We start from the raw sequence: 16,914 nt of genomic DNA, 5'->3' as shown, positions 1-16,914 counted from the left end.
GCCTACGCGGTGGTGTTCTCCTCGGCATCCTCCGGTGCCCACGCCTGCGACGCGGCAGCCATATCCATCCACATGACCTCCCAGACGTGGCCGTCGAGGTCGCGGAAGGCCCGTTGATGGGCGAAGTCCCCCATCTCCTCCTGCGCCTTCTGCGCGCCGGCCGTCACCCACTCGCTGCCACCGGCCGCGAGCGCGCCGTCGACGATCGCGTCGACACCCTCCCGGCTGTCGGCCGACACACACATCAGCGCCTCGCGGGCCTTCGTGGTGTCGCAGATGTCGTCGTTGATGAAGTCGCGGAATCGCGGCTTCTCGAGCAACATCACGTAGGTCTGCTCGTTGATCTCCAGGCACGCGGTGTTCTCGTCGCAGAACATCTCGTTGAAGGTGAATCCGAGCTTGTCGAAGAATGCACGGGAGGCGGCGACGTTCTCGACGGCGAGGTTGACGAACAGCATGCGCGACATGGTTTCTCCTGTGTTCGGCTCGTCCTGTACGGGACGCGGTCCGGATGTCACGGATACAGACCGGCCGCCCCGCGAGCACTCATCGCGCACCCGGAGATTTCTCGGAGCGATGTGGTCGTCACTGCTTGCCGAGCATCCAGACCGGGCCCGTGATCAGCCAGATCACCGTGATCGTGGCGAGGGTGGGGAAGATTCCGTACAGCGCCGAGGTCTGTTCGCCGTTCGCGACGGTCGACCCGAGTCCGAGTACGGCGGCCGCGCTGATCCCGGCCGCGAGCAGCCATCGCCCGAAGTCCGCACATTCCTTGCGGAAGGCCTCCGGGCCTTCCTTCGGAGCGCGTTCCGGTTTCGCACCACCCGCGAAGTGGTAGGCGAACCGCCGGTCGGCCCACCGGACGATGCTCGGTCCGAAGGCGACACTCACACCGAGATAGATGCCGGCCACACGGTGGATCCAGCCGACCTCCGCGCCGTTGTGCAGATCCACGGCGACGGCCGCGAGCAGGACGACATCGATCAGCGGGATCAGGGCGAGCAGCACCGCACCCGTCCTGCCGAGCCGGAGCAGGTACCGGAACACGAGTCCGGCCGCGAGCACGACCCAGAACGCGATCTCGCATCCGACGATGAAGGCGGCGATGTGGCTGAACATGACCTCAGAATCGCGCGCACATCCCTATGCGCGCGTCGCCCGATGGGCGACAGATGCCTCATCACTTCGGGTGACGCCGACCCTGATTCTCTCCCGGTTGTGGTCGAATCGTTCCCGTGGACAACCGTGAATCCGAGATTCGAGTGGGATTCGTGAACCCGCGCTACAACTCCCTGCTCGTCGCCCTCGCGTACTTTGCGGGTGGCGCACTGTTGTACGCCCTGGATCTCGGTGTGCTCGTCGAGGACCGCTCGCCGCAGCCGCTGTGGGTGTGGCTCGTTCTGCTCGCCTGCGTGTGTGCACCGATGACGATGCGCCGCACGCGACCGCTTCTCGCACTCCTGGTGGGCACGGTTCCGGTGCTGATCGACCTCGTCGTCGGCCCTTCTCTGCCGGTCTGGATCGCATACGGCGACCTGCTGTATGCCGCAGCGCTCTTCGGTTCGGCGCGGACCAGCCGATTCCTCGAACGCGCCCCGGTGGTCCCGATCGTCGTCGGCGCCGTCGCGCTCGGTGTGTACTTCCAGGACCTGCGCATCGCGGTGTGGGCCGTGTCGATCGCCGCGCTCGTGATCGTCGTCCCGATCTGGTGGGCCCGATCCGTCCGCACACATCGGGACGCCGCCGAGATCGAACGGGCACGCGCCGAGGCCCTCTCGCGGGTCGCGGAACTGGACCGTCGCGCCGCCATCACCACCGAGCGGCAGCGTCTGGCCCGCGACCTGCACGACGTGGTGGCGGGGCACCTGTCGTCGATCGCGATCCAGAGCGAGGCCGCGCTCCGTCTCCGCGAGTCCGATCCCGACAGAGCGCTGACCGTGCTCGAGTCCGTACGCTCCGGCAGCGTGGCCGCCCTGCAGGAGATGCAGTCGATGGTGCGCCTGCTGCGCAGCGACGACACCGACGACGAGATCACCACGGCGGGTCGCCTCGCCGACCTCGAACCGCTCACCGCATCCGCACGCGCCGCCGGCACCTCCGTCCGGATCGACGGTCGTCCTCCCGCAGACCTCGACGCGGAGGTCGATCTCACGGCCTACCGCATCGTCCAGGAGACTCTGACGAACGCGGTCAAGCATGCACCGGGACGGCCGGTGACCCTTCGTTTCGACGACACCGACGGCCGGCTCGGGATCGAGGTGGTGAACCCCATCGGAGACCCGGACATCGCAGGTCCGTCACCGGCCCGCGGCGCCGGGCACGGCCTGTGCAATATCGCCGAGCGCGCCGCCGCGGTGGGCGGGCACGCCCGCTCCGGTCGCGACGGGAACGAATGGAGGACATACGTGCAACTGCCGCTCGCGAACAGGAGTACGACGTGACGATCAGGGTGCTGCTCGCCGACGACCACAGCGCCATCCGCGCGGGCCTGCGACTCCTGCTCGACACGAGCGAGGACATCGAGGTGGTGGGCGAAGCCGCCGACGGCGCCGTCGCAGTGTCGCAGGCCCGCGCGCTCGCCGCGGATGTCGTCCTCATGGACATCCGCATGCCGCACGTCGACGGGATCGCCGCGACCCGCACCATCACCGAGGAGACGAGCGCCCGGGTGCTGGTGCTGACGAGTTTCGAGATCGACGAGTACGTCTTCGAGAGTCTTCGTGCCGGGGCGGCCGGATATCTCCTCAAGACCGCCTCGGCGGATGCCATGCTCGACGCGATCAGGGCGGTGCACTCCGGGGAGTCCGTGCTCTCACCGCAGGTCACGCGAACCGTCATCGACGCGTTCGTCTCGAAAACGACTCGGCGGGAGGATGTTCCGGACGGTCCGGATTTCGATGCCCTCACCGCACGCGAACAGGAGGTCTTCGCGTGTCTCGGAGAGGGACTGTCGAACCGCCAGATCGCCACCCGCCTCGGCATCGGTGAGAACACGGCGAAGACACACGTCGCCCGGGTGCTCCACAAACTCGGGCTGCAATCGCGGATCCAGGCGGCCATCCTCGCCCGGGACATGCCCGATCATCGGCTCTAGGATCGGGGCCCGATCATCGGCTCTAGGATCGGGGATGCACCAGGAATCGACAACCGACTCCGAAAGCGCGGGAAAAGAAATGACCGGCAATTCCGATCACGACGACCTGCTGCTCAGCGACGCCGAACGTATGCACGCGTTGAACGCACTCGGCGAACACTACGCCGCGGGCCGGCTCGACAGCGCCGAGTTCTACGAACGATCCGGGGAGATATCTTCGGCGCGAACGTTTTCGGCGTTGCTCCCGTCGTTCCGGGGACTGCCCGGCGGTGTTCCTCTCGAACAGGTCGACGGGCACATCCGGATGATCCCCGACTCCTCGGCACCGGCGGTCCGCCACGACAGCTCTCCTACGGCGGCACCCCAGTCCCCGGAGGACGAGCTGGCCTCGCTCCGCGAACGCGGCAGCATGGTCGAGACGCTGGACTGGATCATCATCGGCGTCACGCTCGTGACCTTCCTCGTCCTGCAGATCGCTCTCGACTGGAGCTACGCGTGGATCGTGTGGCCGTCGCTGATCGTCACGCTCAGCGTTCCGCGGTTGATCCTGAAGTACAGCGACGACGACGAGAAGGTCTACGAAGAGCTCAAGAAGTCGGAGGCCGCCGAGCGGAAGAAGCGGCTCGAGGAGGCGTCGAAGCGGATCCGGGAACTCGAGGGTCGTCGCGGTCCGGAGACGCCACGCAGCTGAAGCGACGGGTCACCGTGAACCTGGGTGAACCGCTCCCCGATTGCTCTTTCCTGCGCTGTTCCTGGTAGAAGCAAGGAATGGCAATCGAGACCGCTCAGTTCACCGTCGACCGTCCGGGTCGTTTCATGGGCGTCGGCATCGAGGTCGCCGACGACGCGTCGGTCTCGGTCACCCAGTCCGTCGGATCGCACCTGTTCGACCACCGCGGGCAGACCACGCTCGCCTCCATCGGAGTCTTCACCGACTTCGCGGCGGGTGTACCCGCCGGCATCGCCCGGTTCGCGGAGACCGGTGAGCGACCACAGAGCGTGCTGTCGCACCTGACGGCGACGCTCGCCCGCCCCTTCCCCACCTCGGGTGCCCTCGTCGGCCACGGCAGCAGCCTGTTCTTCGACGAGTCCACCGCCGTGTCGGGCACCGACGTGCGCGACGAGCAGGGTGCTCTCGTCGCGCACCTGGTCGGGCGCTCCATCGTCGTCGGGCGCACGCCGATGGAACTCGGCGCCGAGGCATCGGAGGCCGTGCCGGAGCGGGACGAGCCGGAACCGTGGTCCGATGCGGCGATCCTGACCGAACTGCCCGGCCTCGACATCGTCACGGGCATCTCCACCGGGACTCTTCCGCGCGGACCGCTCGCCGGACTGCTCGGACTCGAGGTGACGGTCGCCGAGCGCGGCGTCGTGCAGGCCCGGCTGTCGCCGCGCGAGTGGATGGCCAACGTGATCGGTTCGGTGCAAGGCGGTGTGCTCGTGTCGATGGCGGAGGCCGTCACCGGCCTGGCCGCGCAGACACTGACCGGCATCGATCAGGACTACCGCGTGCTGGAGATCGGTCTCGATTACCTCCGCTCCCCGGCAGTACCCGGGCCGGTCATCGAACTGCGGTCCGACGCGGTGCGGGCCGGACGGCGACTCGCGTCCTTCGAGACGACGCTGTGCGCCGCCGACGGCACCGTCTACGTGCGCGCGCACGCCAACGTCCAGCTGTTCCCCCGCGCGTAACGGGTTCGCAGGAATCTCCCAGCCTTCTCGCACCGTGTCTCGAGCGTCCGGACGGACGATGGTCGGAACGAGGACGCACGGAGGAGAGATCATGAACGAGGACGTCGAGGCGAGCCGCAGACGTGTCAGCCGCCGACGGGCGTTGGCGCTCGGCGGAACGATCGGCTTGGGTGGGCTGATCGCGGCGGCGTGCGGCACGGACGAATCGGCCACCACCGCGACGACCGGCACCGCATCGGCGGTGACCACCACGACACCCACCGCGACCGGCATCGACGCACAGCTCGTCGCGATGCTGGACGACGCACCGAGCTGTGTGATGAGTGCCGAGGTGACGCAGGGACCGTACTGGTTCGACGTCGACTCCATCCGCCGCGACATCGTCGAGGACCGGCCAGGCCTCCCCCTCACGCTGGCAGTGCGGGTGCAGGATCTCGCGAACTGCGATCCCGGTGGGTCCGCGGCTCCGATCTCGAACGCCGTTGTCGAGATCTGGCACTGCGACGCCGGGGGCGAGTACTCGGGCTTCGAATCGGGCACGGCCTTCCCCGGTGGACCGGTTCCGCCGGCCGGTGGGAGTCCACCCGAGGGGATGACACCGCCGGAGGGCATGCAGCCGCCCGCCGGGATGGGTCCGCCGCCCGGGGCGCCAGGAGCACCGGAGGCACCGGGTTCCGGGGAGACCTCCGACGGCTCGTACAGCTCGGGAGACGTGGAGGCCACGACCACCGACGACGGCACCTACCTGCGCGGCGCGCAGGTGACGAACGCCGACGGCATCGTCTTCTTCGACACGATCTATCCCGGCTGGTACCGCGGCCGCACCGTGCACATCCACCTGAAGGTGCACATCGACCGGTCGACGGTGCTCACCACGCAGCTGTACTTCGACGACGCGCTCACCGACGAGATCTTCTCCACCGTCGAGCCGTACACCGAGCACAGCGGCCGCGACACCCGCAACGACACCGACTCGATCCACGACCCGACGGGGACGACCGTCACCGCACGTCAGGGCGACCGGGTCCTCGCCGCGGTCAACGTGGGTGTCGACGTCTGATCACCCCGTTCGGCGCGCGGCCGTCACCGCCGCCGCGCCGAGTCTCGGGAACCGGCCGTCGGAGATCGTGGTGAAGGTGTTGCCCATGCGGTTGGTGACGAACGCGACCGACAGTCCGGTCTCCGGGTCGGCGAACGCTCCCGAGCCGCCGAACCCGTAGTGCCCGACCGACCGCAGCGGCTGCTGCCGCAGGGCGACCCAACCCGGGTGGTAACCCAGCCGCCAATTGGGCCGGATACCGAGGACGTAGTCGCGTCGCCGGGTCTGCACTTCGAGCAACTGGTCGACGGTGTCCTCCTTCAACAGGCGGGCACCGTCGATCGCTCCGCCGTTCGCGATCGCCGCATACATGCGGGCCAGGGCCCGCCCGGTGAACACACCGTTCCATCCCGGCATGACGGCGTCGTGCGCGGACGGACTGCGCATCAGCTCGTCGAAGCCCTCCGCCATGCCCGCCTCGGCGAGACCCCGCACGCCCGGCGCGCGCGACAGCACCGCCGACGCCGTCGTCCACGGTGCCGGCAGGAAGTTGACCTTGGGGAACACCCGGGCGATGCGGTGCCGCTGGTCCTCGGGCACGTGGTACCAGAATTCGTCCGTGCCGAGCGGCTCGGCGATCTCGGTGCGCACGAGTTCCTGGAAGGGCACCCCGGTCACGCGCGATGCGACCTCGGCGACGAGGTTGCCGTAGGTGACGGCGTGATAACCCGGCCCGTGGAAGCGTCGCGGATCGGGTGGGGAGGCGGCGAGCGCGGCGGCCACCGCCTCGGAATCGAGCAGCCCCTCCCGGCCGGGCACGAGCCCGCGCGACTTGTGCAGTCCGGCGCGGTGCGACATGAGCTGTCGCAGCGTGATCGTCTCCTTGCCGGCCGCGGCAAACTCCGGCCAGTACTCGGCCACGGCCGCGTCGTAGTCGAGCAGGCCACGCTCGGCGAGGCGATGCACCACCGTGCTGGCCACCCCCTTGCCGGTGGAGAACGACAGCACGACGGTGTCGCGGGTCCACCGTTTGTCGCGTGCGGCCCAGCCCGCCCAGATGTCGAGGACGGGTTCGCCGTGCAGGTAGCAGGCGAGAGCACCGCCGCCCTGGCTCGGCTTGTAGAACATCCGGAAGAACAGATCCGCGACAGGCATGAAGCGGGGATCGACCAGCATCTGTGTCGACGGGGTCGCCGCGGGCGGCTCCGTCGTGGAACCTTCGGTCATGAGGGCGATGTTAGGAGTATGTAAACGCTCCCGAGGGTGTTCTCCCACTTCCACGGCGGTCCGGTCCGCGGGCGACTGCACGACCTGCCCATCCGGTGTAAGGATGGGGAGCATGACCCTCGCGCAGAACTCGGAGATTCGCTCCGGCATCGATCTCGGACACGTCGACGAACGGGTCCGCCCCCAGGACGACCTCTTCGAACACGTGAACGGCCGATGGCTCGCCGAACACGAGATCCCCGCCGACCGCGCGCTCGACGGAGCCTTCCGCACGCTCGCCGACAAGGCCGAGGTCGACGTGCGGACCATCATCGAAGAAGCCGCGGCGTCCGGCGCCGAGCCGGGCACCGACGCCCAGAAGATCGGCGACCTGTACACCTCGTTCATGGACACCGCGACGATCGAGGCCGCCGGTCTCGATCCGATCCGCGAGGAACTCGGGGCGGTCTCCGGGGCTGCCGACCGTGCCGCGCTCGCGGCGGTGCTGGGCCGGTTGCAGCGCGCCGGCGTGACGGGTGCGCTCGCGCACTACGTCGACACCGATTCGAAGAACTCCGAGCGCTATCTCATGCACGTCTCGCAGGGCGGGCTCGGTCTGCCCGACGAGTCGTACTACCGCGAGGACCGCTACGCCGAGATCCGCGATCAGTACACCGCCCACATCGGCCGGATGTTCGCCCTCGCCGACCTGCCCTACGACGCGGCGACGGTGGTCGCGCTCGAGACGAAGCTGGCCGCCGGGCACTGGGACGTCGTCAAGCGTCGCGACGCCGACCTGAGTTACAACCTGCTCACCCTCGACTCGCTGCTCACCGACCTTCCGCAGTTCGACTGGACAGGATGGATCACCGCGACCGGTGCGACGACCGACCAGTGGGCCGAGATCGTCGTCCGTCAGCCGAGCTTCCTCGAGACGTTCGCGACGCTGTGGGCCGACGAGGACCTCGACGACTGGAAGGCCTGGGCGGTGTGGCGGGTGCTGCGCGCGCGGGCTCCGTATCTGTCCGAGGCGTTCGTCGACGAGAACTTCGCGTTCTACGGCCGCACGCTCACCGGCACGCAGGAGATCCGCGACCGCTGGAAGCGCGGCGTGTCGCTCGTGCAGGACCTGCTCGGCGAGGCCGTCGGCAAGCTCTACGTCGAACGGCACTTCCCCGCCGAGGCGAAGACGCGCATGCAGGTGCTCGTCGACAACCTCACCGAGGCGTACCGGCAGTCCATCACCGACCTCGAATGGATGAGCCCGGCCACGCGCGAAGCCGCGCTGCGCAAGCTCGAGAAGTTCACGCCCAAGGTCGGCTATCCCGACACCTGGCGCGACTACTCCGCCGTGACGATCACCGCGGACGACGTGGTGGGCAACTACCGCAGCGGCTACGCCGCCGAGTACGACCGAGATCTCGGCAAGCTCGGTGGTCCGGTCGATCGCGGCGAGTGGTTCATGACGCCGCAGACGGTCAACGCCTACTACAACCCGGGGATGAACGAGATCGTCTTCCCCGCCGCGATTCTCCAGCCTCCGTTCTTCGACCTGCACGCCGACGACGCCGCGAACTACGGCGGTATCGGCGCGGTCATCGGGCACGAGATCGGGCACGGCTTCGACGACCAGGGCGCGAAGTACGACGGCGACGGCAATCTGGAGAACTGGTGGACCGATTCGGACCGCGAAGAGTTCGGTAAGCGCACCGCCGCCCTCATCGCGCAGTACGACGCGTTCGAGCCGAAAGCCCTTCCCGGACAACGCGTCAACGGCAGCTTCACGATCGGCGAGAACATCGGTGACCTCGGCGGCCTGTCGATCGCGTTGAAGGCCTACGAGATCGCGCTCGACGGCAAGCCCGCGCCCGTCATCGACGGCCTGACCGGGCTGCAGCGCGTGTTCTTCGGATGGGCGCAGGTGTGGCGTACGAAGGTTCGTGACGAGGAGGCGTCACGCCGTCTCGCCGTCGACCCGCACTCGCCGCCGGAGTTCCGCTGCAACGGCGTGATCCGCAACATCGACGCGTTCTACGACGCGTTCGAGGTCAGCGAAGGTGACGGGCTGTATCTCGATCCTTCGGAGCGCGTGCGCATCTGGTAGCTCCACGCACGACACTGCCCCGACGCGGAATGCATCGGGGCAGTGGTCGTTTTCAGGTTTCGTTCTCGGGCTGTCGCCTACCGGATCAGCCGAGGTGCGAGCTCGGCACCGGAACGCCGCGCGCGTGGAACCACGGGATGGGGTCGACCTTGGCGCCGCCCGGCTGCCACACCTCGTAGTGCAGGTGCGGTCCGGTGGACTGGCCGCGGTTGCCCATCGTGGCGATCTGCTCGCCGGCGCGGACGTGCTGGCCGACCGAGACGAGGGACCGGTCGATGTGGCCGTAGACGCCGGTCGTGCCGTCGTCCTGCGCGATGCGCACCCACAGGCCGAAGCCCGAGGCCGGACCGGAGTCGATCACGACACCGTCGGTGACGGAGACGATAGGCGTGCCGATCAAGTTCGCGATGTCGACACCGTTGTGGTTGGTGCCCCAGCGCGGGCCGAAGCCCGAGGTCAGCGTTCCCGCAGCGGGGAAGGCGAGTGCGGGACGACGCGCGGCCTCCTCGCGAGCGGCCTGCTCGGCGGCCTCGCGAGCGATCCGCTCGGCCTCGGCACGCTGCGCCGCCTCCTGGGCAGCGATCGCCTCGGCGACACGCTGCGCTTCCCGCTCGGCGGCGCGGTTCAGCTTCTCGGTGTAGTGCGATGCGTCGACACCGGCGACCTTCAGCACCTGGGGTGCGGTCGAGAGGTTCTCCCCGGCGCCGGTCCATGCGGTGGCGGACTCGACGCGGACCCGGTCGCCTGCGGCGTTCGCGACCGTCGTTCCGCCGACGGTGACGGCGCTCGCGAGGACCGCGACTGCCATCCACCTGCCGGCGCGGGTTGCGCGCCGTCGCAGATCGGTGGCTTCTCGGGTGGGGGTGGATTCAGGATTTCGGATCACAGCAGTTTCCTCTGGGACAGGCCCTCGGTAACGAAAGGGTCACGATTCCATCACAGAGTACTTCGACCTTTGACGACCTGAGCGTGTCGCCTTGACTCCAAACCGACCGGTATCGGACAAAATGTGCCCGATTTGCCCTACTCGATTCACATCGACACCATCGACCTCACGCGTCGGACGCAAAACCGGGGTAAACAGTGAGTGACGTCACGCCATCGGATAACGGGGAAACGGTTTCCGATGGGGTAAAGAGGCCGTTCCGGGCAGTCCTACCGCACCGCGAAACGCAGACCGAAATTGTCGAACGTCGCGGGCAGCGGACGCGCCGGATCCGGCTTCATATCCGACACCACGGTGAACTCGGCGGACCGGAGCAGAGTCGCAAGGAAGGTGCTCGCTGCGAACAGCACGATGCTGCGCCCGGGGCACACCGTCGGTCCGGCGCTGAACGGCACGAGCGCGGGATAGCGCTCGGCGCGGCCGTCGAGCCAGATCTCGGGTTCGAAGGTGTCGGCGAACGGCAGGTCGTCGGAGCGGTGGAAGGCCGAGGACAGGATCACGAAGCCCGTACCGGCGGGAATCGTGGAGGTACCACTCGCACCGTCGCTCCACGTGGTCTCTTCCACGGAGTCCCGGAGGATCACCGGAGTGGTGGGCCACAGCCGGGTCGTGTCCAACACGCAGGCCCGCAGGTACTCGTAGACCTGCGGTGTCCCGGCTTCGGTTCCCGACAATTCCGACTCGACGCGCAGACGCTGCTCGGAATGGGTCGACAACACCGCCAGGGTTCGGGCGCTGACCATGCCTGCGGCGTCGAACGCGAACAACCAGTGCGGCATCTGCCCGATCGGGTCGACGGACGCCGGCGCTGCGAGGTCCCGGACCACCCCGGCCAGACTCTCGGACGGAGCCGCCGTGACATGACGGTGCAGGTCCTGGGTGAACCGATCGCGCAGGCGGTGCCGGAGCGGATGCGCGAACGACCAGTTCCCGTTCGAGCGCAGCGTCCACAACTGGTCGGTGATGCTCTCGTCGTCGCGGGCGGCGTCGCCGAACGCGAGTCGCCGAACGAGGCGCCACCAGGTCTTCACGAAATCAGGAGCGTCGAGTTCACCGCGCGACCTCGCGTGCTCGAGCAGATTCTGCGCCTCCTGCTCGATCACGGGAACCCACTCGGCCGCGAGACGGTGCAGGGCGTGTTCCGGTTCGAGGACCGACTCGTTGAACGCGCGTCGCTGGGCGCGGATGTCCCCTCGGGAGATGAGCACACCGTTGGGCTGGAACGGACTGAGTGCGGCCACCTTCTCCTTGTTGGCCGCAGTGAACGACGCCGTGTCGGTGCGCAGGATCCGGTCCACATCCTCGGGCGTCAGGACGATCGCGAGGGTGCGGCCGGGAATCGGCACGACCACCGGTCCGTCACCGTGCCGCTTCCGTAGATCGGCGACCAGGCGGACCACGCCGGCATCGGACTGGTTCTTCTCGAGCAACTTCATCGCCCAACGCCGACGAGCGATCGGTCCCACCGCCACGAACGGCACGGCCACCTGCCCGAGGAGCCGAGCGGCGTCGGTGGGCGAAACGGTCGCGGTCGATGCAGGCACAGGTGCTCCCGGCGTCGGGGGGACAGGACCTATGCAGGCTTCCCGCCGAGAGTGCATCCAAACGTCCGTCCGGACCCGCAGGGGGAGATCACCGCAACCCTGGAACGAGCAGGCGTGCACGGTTCGCGGACAGAAGCACGCCTTCGGACGGTATGCAACAGTCTTCAGGGCGCGCAAACGTTCGGCGCTGCAGTGACAACTACCCGTCCTGGTTTCCCTGTGCCCTATTTTCCGCGCGCCTGCTTGCCGCGCGAGAGCACCTTGTCGGCCGCTTCCCAGTGCGCATCGCCGATCCACAACCGCGCGAACGCGTCGACCGCTTCCTCCGGACTCGCGCCGTTCACGACATGCTTGATCGACGCGGAGGACGGATTGGCGAGGGCGCGGCCGAGAGTGCGCCACCCTTCGTCGAAGGTCTCCCGCGGGATCACCTTGTCGACGAGGCCGATGCGTTCGGCCTCCTCGGCTCGCAGGATGTCGCCGGTCCCGGCGAGCATGAGGGCACGCCCGCGTCCGACCAGCGACGCCAGCCGTTCGGCACCGCCCCAGGCGGGCATGATCGCCAGCGACACCTGGTTGAAGCCGATCTTGATGTCGTCCGCGGCGATGCGGATGTCGGCGGCGACGGCCACCTCGGCACCACCGCCGAGTGCGTGACCGTTGAGCGCGGCGACGACGGGCGCCGGAAAGCCGGCGATCCGGTCGCACACGGCGCGCATCTGCCGGGCCATGTCGGCGGCCTGCTCGTGGGTGCGGAGCTCGGCGAGTTCCTTCAGATCGCCACCGGAGACGAAGGCGCGGTCGCCACCACCGCGGATCACCAGGGCGCGCGCCTGCGCCTGCTCGGCCTCGTCGAGCACCTTCTCGAGCTGGTCCATCGTCTCGGGGGCGATGGCGTTGCGCGCGTGCGGGCGATCGATGGTGACGACGGCGAGTCCGTCGTCGAGCTCCAGCTCCACCATGGTCTGCTCTCCGAACTGATATTGGAATTCTACTTGTCGGAGAATAGCATCTCCACAACCGGCCAAGGCCGGTCTGCACCGGTCGCGCCGCGACGAACGGCGGCGTGACGCCACCCCGGACACTGGAGCTTTCAGATGCGGCAGATCCCCTCCGAACTGGTCGAACGCTACGAGAGCGAAGGGTGGTGGACTCGCGAGACGATCGGCGACATGCTGGCGCGCGGCCTGAAGGCCGCACCCGACACCGAGTTCCGCATCCACTCGACCATCCGACCGTGGGCGGGCACCGTGAGCGAGGTCGAACACGTCGCGCGGCGCCTCGCGGCCGGTCTGCACCGCCGCGGAGTCGGCCCCGGCGACGTCGTGGCCTTCCAGCTCCCCAACTGGATGGAGGCCGCGGCCGTCTTCTGGGCCTCGTCCCTCCTGGGCGCGACGGTCGTGCCGATCGTCCACTTCTACGGTCCCAAGGAACTCGGGTACATCCTGCGCGAGTCCGCTCCCAAGGTGTTCGTGTGCGCCGAGAAGTTCGGATACACCGAGTACCGGCCCGAACTGTGCGCCGACGTTCCCGTCGTCGGTGTCGTGGGACGCGACTTCGACGACCTGCTCGACGACGAGCCCTTCGAGGGCGTGCTCCCCGTCGATCCCTCGCAGCCGGCACTGCTGGCGTTCACCTCCGGCACCACGAGCGATCCCAAGGGCGTGATCCACACGCACCGGACGCTCGGCTTCGAGACGAGGCAGCTCTCCGAGCGCTATCCCGCCGACCGCGGCTCACAGCTCACGGGCGCGCCGGTGGGTCACTTCATCGGCATGGTCAACGCCTTCCTCATCCCGATCCTCGACCACACCCCCATCAACCTGCTCGATGTCTGGGATCCGGCCCGCGCGATCGAACTGATGGAGAGCGACGGACTCGTGATCGGCGGCGGTGCAACCTATTTCATCACCAGTCTGCTCGACCACCCGAACTTCGATCCGGACCGGCACCTGCAGTACATGAAGTACGCCGGCCTGGGCGGGTCGACCGTGCCCGCCGCCGTCACCCGTCGTCTCGACGATCTCGGCATCACGGTGTTCCGCGCCTACGGCAGCACCGAGCACCCGTCGATCACGAGTTCGCTCGTCACCGATCCGGTGGACAAGCGCCTGTTCACCGACGGCAACGCGTGCCCGGGAGTGGAGATCCGTATCGCCGACGACGGCGAGATCCTCAGCCGCGGACCGGATCTGTGCATGGGATACACGACCCCCGAACTCACGGCACGCGCATTCGACGAGGACGGCTGGTACCACACCGGAGACGTCGCGATCGTCGACGAGGACGGCTTCCTGACGATCACCGACCGCAAGGCCGACTTCATCATCCGCGGTGGGGAGAACATCAGCGCGCTCGAGGTCGAGGAGGTGCTCCTGACCCTGCCCTCGGTGGCCGAGGCCGCCGTCGTGTCGGCGCCGGACGAGCGCCTCGGAGAACATGCCGCCGCCGTGCTGCGCCTGCGGCCCGGGCACGAGATGCCGACGCTCGAGGACATCCGCACACACTTCCGGCAGGCGGGCATCGCCAAGCAGAAGTGGCCCGAGGAACTGCACCGCGTCGACGACTTCCCGCGCACGGCGAGCGGGAAGATCCAGAAGTTCCGGCTTCGTCAGGATATTGCGGCTGTGCACACATGAGAATAGTATTCTCTCAACAGGAGAAGGAGGATTTGATGACCGCGAACGATTTGCCGTACCAGCTGTTCGATGCGGACAACCATCTGTACGAGACCGAGGAGGCGCTGACGAAGTTCCTTCCGGAGAAGTACAAGGACGTGATCAAGTACGTGCAGGTCGACGGCCGCACGAAGATCGCGATCCGCGGTCAGATCAGCGATTACATCCCCAACCCGACCTTCGAGGTCGTCGCCCGGCCGGGCGCCATGGAGGACTACTTCAAGAACGGCAACCCCGAGGGCAAGAGCCGTCGGGAGATCTTCGGCAAGTCCATGAAGTCGATCCCGGCCTTCCGCGAGCCGGCGGCCCGTCTCGAGCTCATGGACGAACTCCGCATCGAACGCACGCTCATGTTCCCCACCCTCGCCAGCCTCGTCGAGGAGCGCATGCGTGACGATCCGGAGCTGATCCACGCCGTCGTGCACTCGCTCAACCAGTGGCTGTACGAGACGTGGTCCTTCAACTACAAGGACCGCATCTTCACCGTGCCGGTGATCAGCCTGCCGATCGTCGACAAGGCCATCGAGGAACTCGAGTGGTGCGTCGAACGCGGCGCGAAGGCGATCCTCGTGCGCCCGGCTCCGGTTCCCGGTTACCGCGGACCGCGTTCGTTCGCCCTGCCGGAGTTCGATCCCTTCTGGAAGCGTGTCGTCGAACTCGATGTGCTCGTCACCCAGCACTCGTCCGACAGCGGCTACGCCCGCCACACGGCGGAGTGGGACGGTGCCGACAAGGAGATGCTGCCGTTCGTCACCAACACCTTCCACATGGTCAACGAGTGGCGTCCGATCCAGGACGCGGTCGCGTCGTGGGTCTGCCACGGTGCACTCCTCCGCTTCCCGGAGCTGCGGATCGCGGTGATCGAGAACGGCGCGAGCTGGCTGCCCGGTCTGCTGCAGAACCTCGCCGACACCTTCAAGAAGGCCCCCGAGGGCTTCGGCATGAAGGACCCGGTGGAGGCGGTCAAGAACAGCATCCACGTCAGCCCCTTCTGGGAGGAGGACTTCAGCAAGCTCACCGCCCTCATCGGCGCCGAGCGCGTGCTGTTCGGTTCCGACTACCCGCACCCCGAGGGCCTGGCCGAGCCGACCACCTACATCCAGCACATCCAGCACCTGCCCTTCGAGGACCAGAAGCTGGTCATGGGCGGCAACCTCGCGAGGCTCCTGAAGGTATGAGCTGGCGGACCATCCCCGAGATGGTCCTCAGCGCCGGCGACCGCTTCGGTGATGCCGAAGCGGTCGTCGACGGGGACCTCCGGATCTCGTTCACCGATCTCACCGATCGAATCCGCCGCGCCGCCGGAGCATTCGCCGACGCAGGTGTCGGCAAGGGTGATCGGGTGGCGACCTGGGCCCCGAACTCCGCCGCGTGGATCGTCGCGGCCTTCGGCCTGCTCACCGCGGGTGGTGTGCTCGTCCCGGTGAACACCCGCTACCGCGAGGACGAGGCGGGCGACATCATCCGGCGCAGCGGAGCGAAGCTGACCCTCGTGCAGGACGGCTTCCTCGACCAGGAATACGCGGTGCCGACCGGCACCCCCCGGATCGACATCGCATCCGGTTTCCTGGACAGCGGAAGACCTTTCACCCGCGAGGTGGTCGGCGAGGACATCGCCGACATCATGTACACCTCGGGCACCACCGGACGCCCCAAGGGCGTGATGATGAACCACCTGCAGACCCTCCGGATGTTCTCCGAGTGGTGCGATCTGGCCGATCTGCGACGCGGCGACCGTTACCTGCTCGTCAACCCGTTCTTCCACATGTTCGGCTACAAGGCCGGCCTCGTCGCGTCGTTCATCCGCGGCGCCACGATGATTCCCGTCCCGGTCTTCGAGACGGACACCGTCCTCGACCTGATCGAGCGGGAACATGTGACCATGCTGCCCGGACCACCCACGCTCTACCACTCGCTCCTCGCAGCGCAGCAGGACCGGACCCACGACCTGTCGTCGCTGCGCGCGGCGGTGACCGGATCGGCCGACATCCCGGTCGATCTGATCCGGCGGATCCGGAGCGAACTGCCCTTCGAGACGATCATGACGGGATACGGCCTGAGCGAGGCCGGCACCGCGACGGCCTCCCGCCGCGGCGACACCTTCGAACAGATCGCCACGACCGTCGGAAAACCCTGTGACGGTGTGGAAGTGAGCATCGCCGACGACAGCGAGGTGCTCATCCGCGGATACAACGTGATGCAGGGTTATCTCGACGATCCGGAGGCCACCGCCGCAGCCGTCGATGCCGAAGGGTGGCTCCACACGGGTGATCTCGGCGAGATCGACGCCGACGGCCACCTCCGGATCATCGGACGCAAGAAGGACATGTTCGTCGTCGGCGGCTTCAACGCCTATCCCGCCGAGATCGAAGGTTTCCTGCTCGAACACCCGGCCGTCGACCAGGTGGCCGTGATCGGGATTCCCGACGACCGGCTCGGCCAGGTGGGCAAGGCGTTCGTCGTCTCGTCCGATCCCGTCCCCGCCGAGGACCTCATCGCCTGGAGCCGCACACGCATGGCGGGATTCAAGGTTCCGCGTGTCGTCGAGTACATCGACGCGCTCCCCTTCAACGCGACCGGCAAGGTCGTCAAAGAACTACTCCATTGACAC

Annotated in this window: 15 protein-coding genes; 9 read left to right on the top strand and 6 right to left on the bottom strand. The window is 67.7% G+C overall.

The features are described from left to right. Nucleotides 1-2 precede the first annotated feature (2 nt). Together ACPCXD_RS02210 and ACPCXD_RS02205 are read right to left on the bottom strand one after the other, a co-directional pair. On the bottom strand, nucleotides 3-467 hold the full coding sequence (locus ACPCXD_RS02210) for a VOC family protein (protein ID WP_059384083.1): 465 nt from the start codon (nucleotides 465-467) through the stop codon (nucleotides 3-5). Nucleotides 468-585: 118 nt separating this feature from the next. Then, the gene (locus ACPCXD_RS02205) at nucleotides 586-1,119 is read right to left on the bottom strand and encodes a hypothetical protein (protein WP_145690875.1); all 534 of its coding nucleotides are present in this window, start codon (nucleotides 1,117-1,119) and stop codon (nucleotides 586-588) included. Between the two features lie 152 nt (nucleotides 1,120-1,271). Here ACPCXD_RS02205 and ACPCXD_RS02200 point away from each other — a divergent pair, with 152 nt between their 5' ends. From ACPCXD_RS02200 to ACPCXD_RS02180, 5 genes are all read left to right on the top strand, one after another. Then, a complete protein-coding gene (locus ACPCXD_RS02200; protein WP_423658180.1) occupies nucleotides 1,272-2,441 on the top strand; it encodes a sensor histidine kinase in 1,170 nt (389 codons plus the stop codon). Then, nucleotides 2,438-3,094 (top strand): response regulator, encoded by a 657-nt coding sequence (locus tag ACPCXD_RS02195; RefSeq protein WP_145690873.1) that lies wholly within the window; start codon nucleotides 2,438-2,440, stop codon nucleotides 3,092-3,094. Before ACPCXD_RS02200 ends, ACPCXD_RS02195 begins: the two co-directional genes overlap by 4 nt. 79 nt (nucleotides 3,095-3,173) lie before the next feature. Further along, the gene (locus ACPCXD_RS02190; RefSeq protein ID WP_145690872.1) at nucleotides 3,174-3,785 is read left to right on the top strand and encodes a DUF1707 SHOCT-like domain-containing protein; all 612 of its coding nucleotides are present in this window, start codon (nucleotides 3,174-3,176) and stop codon (nucleotides 3,783-3,785) included. 77 nt (nucleotides 3,786-3,862) lie between these two features. Next, nucleotides 3,863-4,786, top strand: coding sequence for a PaaI family thioesterase (locus tag ACPCXD_RS02185; RefSeq protein ID WP_423658177.1), 924 nt, complete (start codon nucleotides 3,863-3,865; stop codon nucleotides 4,784-4,786). A gap of 91 nt (nucleotides 4,787-4,877) precedes the next feature. Next, a complete protein-coding gene (locus ACPCXD_RS02180) occupies nucleotides 4,878-5,846 on the top strand; it encodes a peptidase associated/transthyretin-like domain-containing protein (protein ID WP_088898375.1) in 969 nt (322 codons plus the stop codon). Here ACPCXD_RS02180 and ACPCXD_RS02175 read toward each other — a convergent pair whose 3' ends face one another. Beyond that, a complete protein-coding gene (locus tag ACPCXD_RS02175; RefSeq protein ID WP_088898308.1) occupies nucleotides 5,847-7,052 on the bottom strand; it encodes a serine hydrolase domain-containing protein in 1,206 nt (401 codons plus the stop codon). 112 nt (nucleotides 7,053-7,164) lie between these two features. Between ACPCXD_RS02175 and ACPCXD_RS02170 the strand changes: the two genes are divergently transcribed. After that, on the top strand, nucleotides 7,165-9,135 hold the full coding sequence (locus ACPCXD_RS02170; protein WP_088898309.1) for a M13 family metallopeptidase: 1,971 nt from the start codon (nucleotides 7,165-7,167) through the stop codon (nucleotides 9,133-9,135). Nucleotides 9,136-9,220: 85 nt separating this feature from the next. Here the strand turns inward: ACPCXD_RS02170 and ACPCXD_RS02165 are convergent, their stop codons facing one another. The 3 genes from ACPCXD_RS02165 to ACPCXD_RS02155 form a co-directional block, all read right to left on the bottom strand. Further along, nucleotides 9,221-9,943 (bottom strand): M23 family metallopeptidase, encoded by a 723-nt coding sequence (locus tag ACPCXD_RS02165; RefSeq protein WP_423658829.1) that lies wholly within the window; start codon nucleotides 9,941-9,943, stop codon nucleotides 9,221-9,223. Between the two features lie 347 nt (nucleotides 9,944-10,290). Continuing rightward, nucleotides 10,291-11,625 (bottom strand): cytochrome P450, encoded by a 1,335-nt coding sequence (locus ACPCXD_RS02160; protein WP_423658174.1) that lies wholly within the window; start codon nucleotides 11,623-11,625, stop codon nucleotides 10,291-10,293. Nucleotides 11,626-11,849: 224 nt separating this feature from the next. Beyond that, complete coding sequence (locus ACPCXD_RS02155) at nucleotides 11,850-12,587, bottom strand: enoyl-CoA hydratase/isomerase family protein (protein ID WP_423658172.1); 738 nt, start codon at nucleotides 12,585-12,587, stop codon at nucleotides 11,850-11,852. Between the two features lie 135 nt (nucleotides 12,588-12,722). Between ACPCXD_RS02155 and ACPCXD_RS02150 the strand changes: the two genes are divergently transcribed. Genes ACPCXD_RS02150 through ACPCXD_RS02140 form a run of 3 tightly spaced genes read left to right on the top strand, consistent with a single transcriptional unit; the run spans nucleotide 12,723 to nucleotide 16,911 of the window. Then, a complete protein-coding gene (locus tag ACPCXD_RS02150) occupies nucleotides 12,723-14,264 on the top strand; it encodes an AMP-binding protein (RefSeq protein WP_423658170.1) in 1,542 nt (513 codons plus the stop codon). Between the two features lie 35 nt (nucleotides 14,265-14,299). Beyond that, nucleotides 14,300-15,481 (top strand): amidohydrolase family protein, encoded by a 1,182-nt coding sequence (locus tag ACPCXD_RS02145; RefSeq protein ID WP_059384071.1) that lies wholly within the window; start codon nucleotides 14,300-14,302, stop codon nucleotides 15,479-15,481. Continuing rightward, nucleotides 15,478-16,911 carry a FadD3 family acyl-CoA ligase gene (locus tag ACPCXD_RS02140; RefSeq protein WP_423658168.1) on the top strand — a complete coding sequence of 478 codons (1,434 nt, stop codon included), beginning with the start codon at nucleotides 15,478-15,480 and terminating at the stop codon, nucleotides 16,909-16,911. The genes ACPCXD_RS02145 and ACPCXD_RS02140 overlap by 4 nt, the downstream gene beginning before the upstream one ends. Nucleotides 16,912-16,914: the final 3 nt, after the last annotated feature.

The organism is Rhodococcus sp. AB351, from assembly GCF_049538275.1.
In the GTDB taxonomy this organism is placed as follows: Bacteria; Actinomycetota; Actinomycetes; order Mycobacteriales; family Mycobacteriaceae; genus Rhodococcus.
The sequence above is the reverse complement of the archived record's forward strand: the minus strand, read 5'-3'. Positions and strand labels throughout refer to the sequence as shown.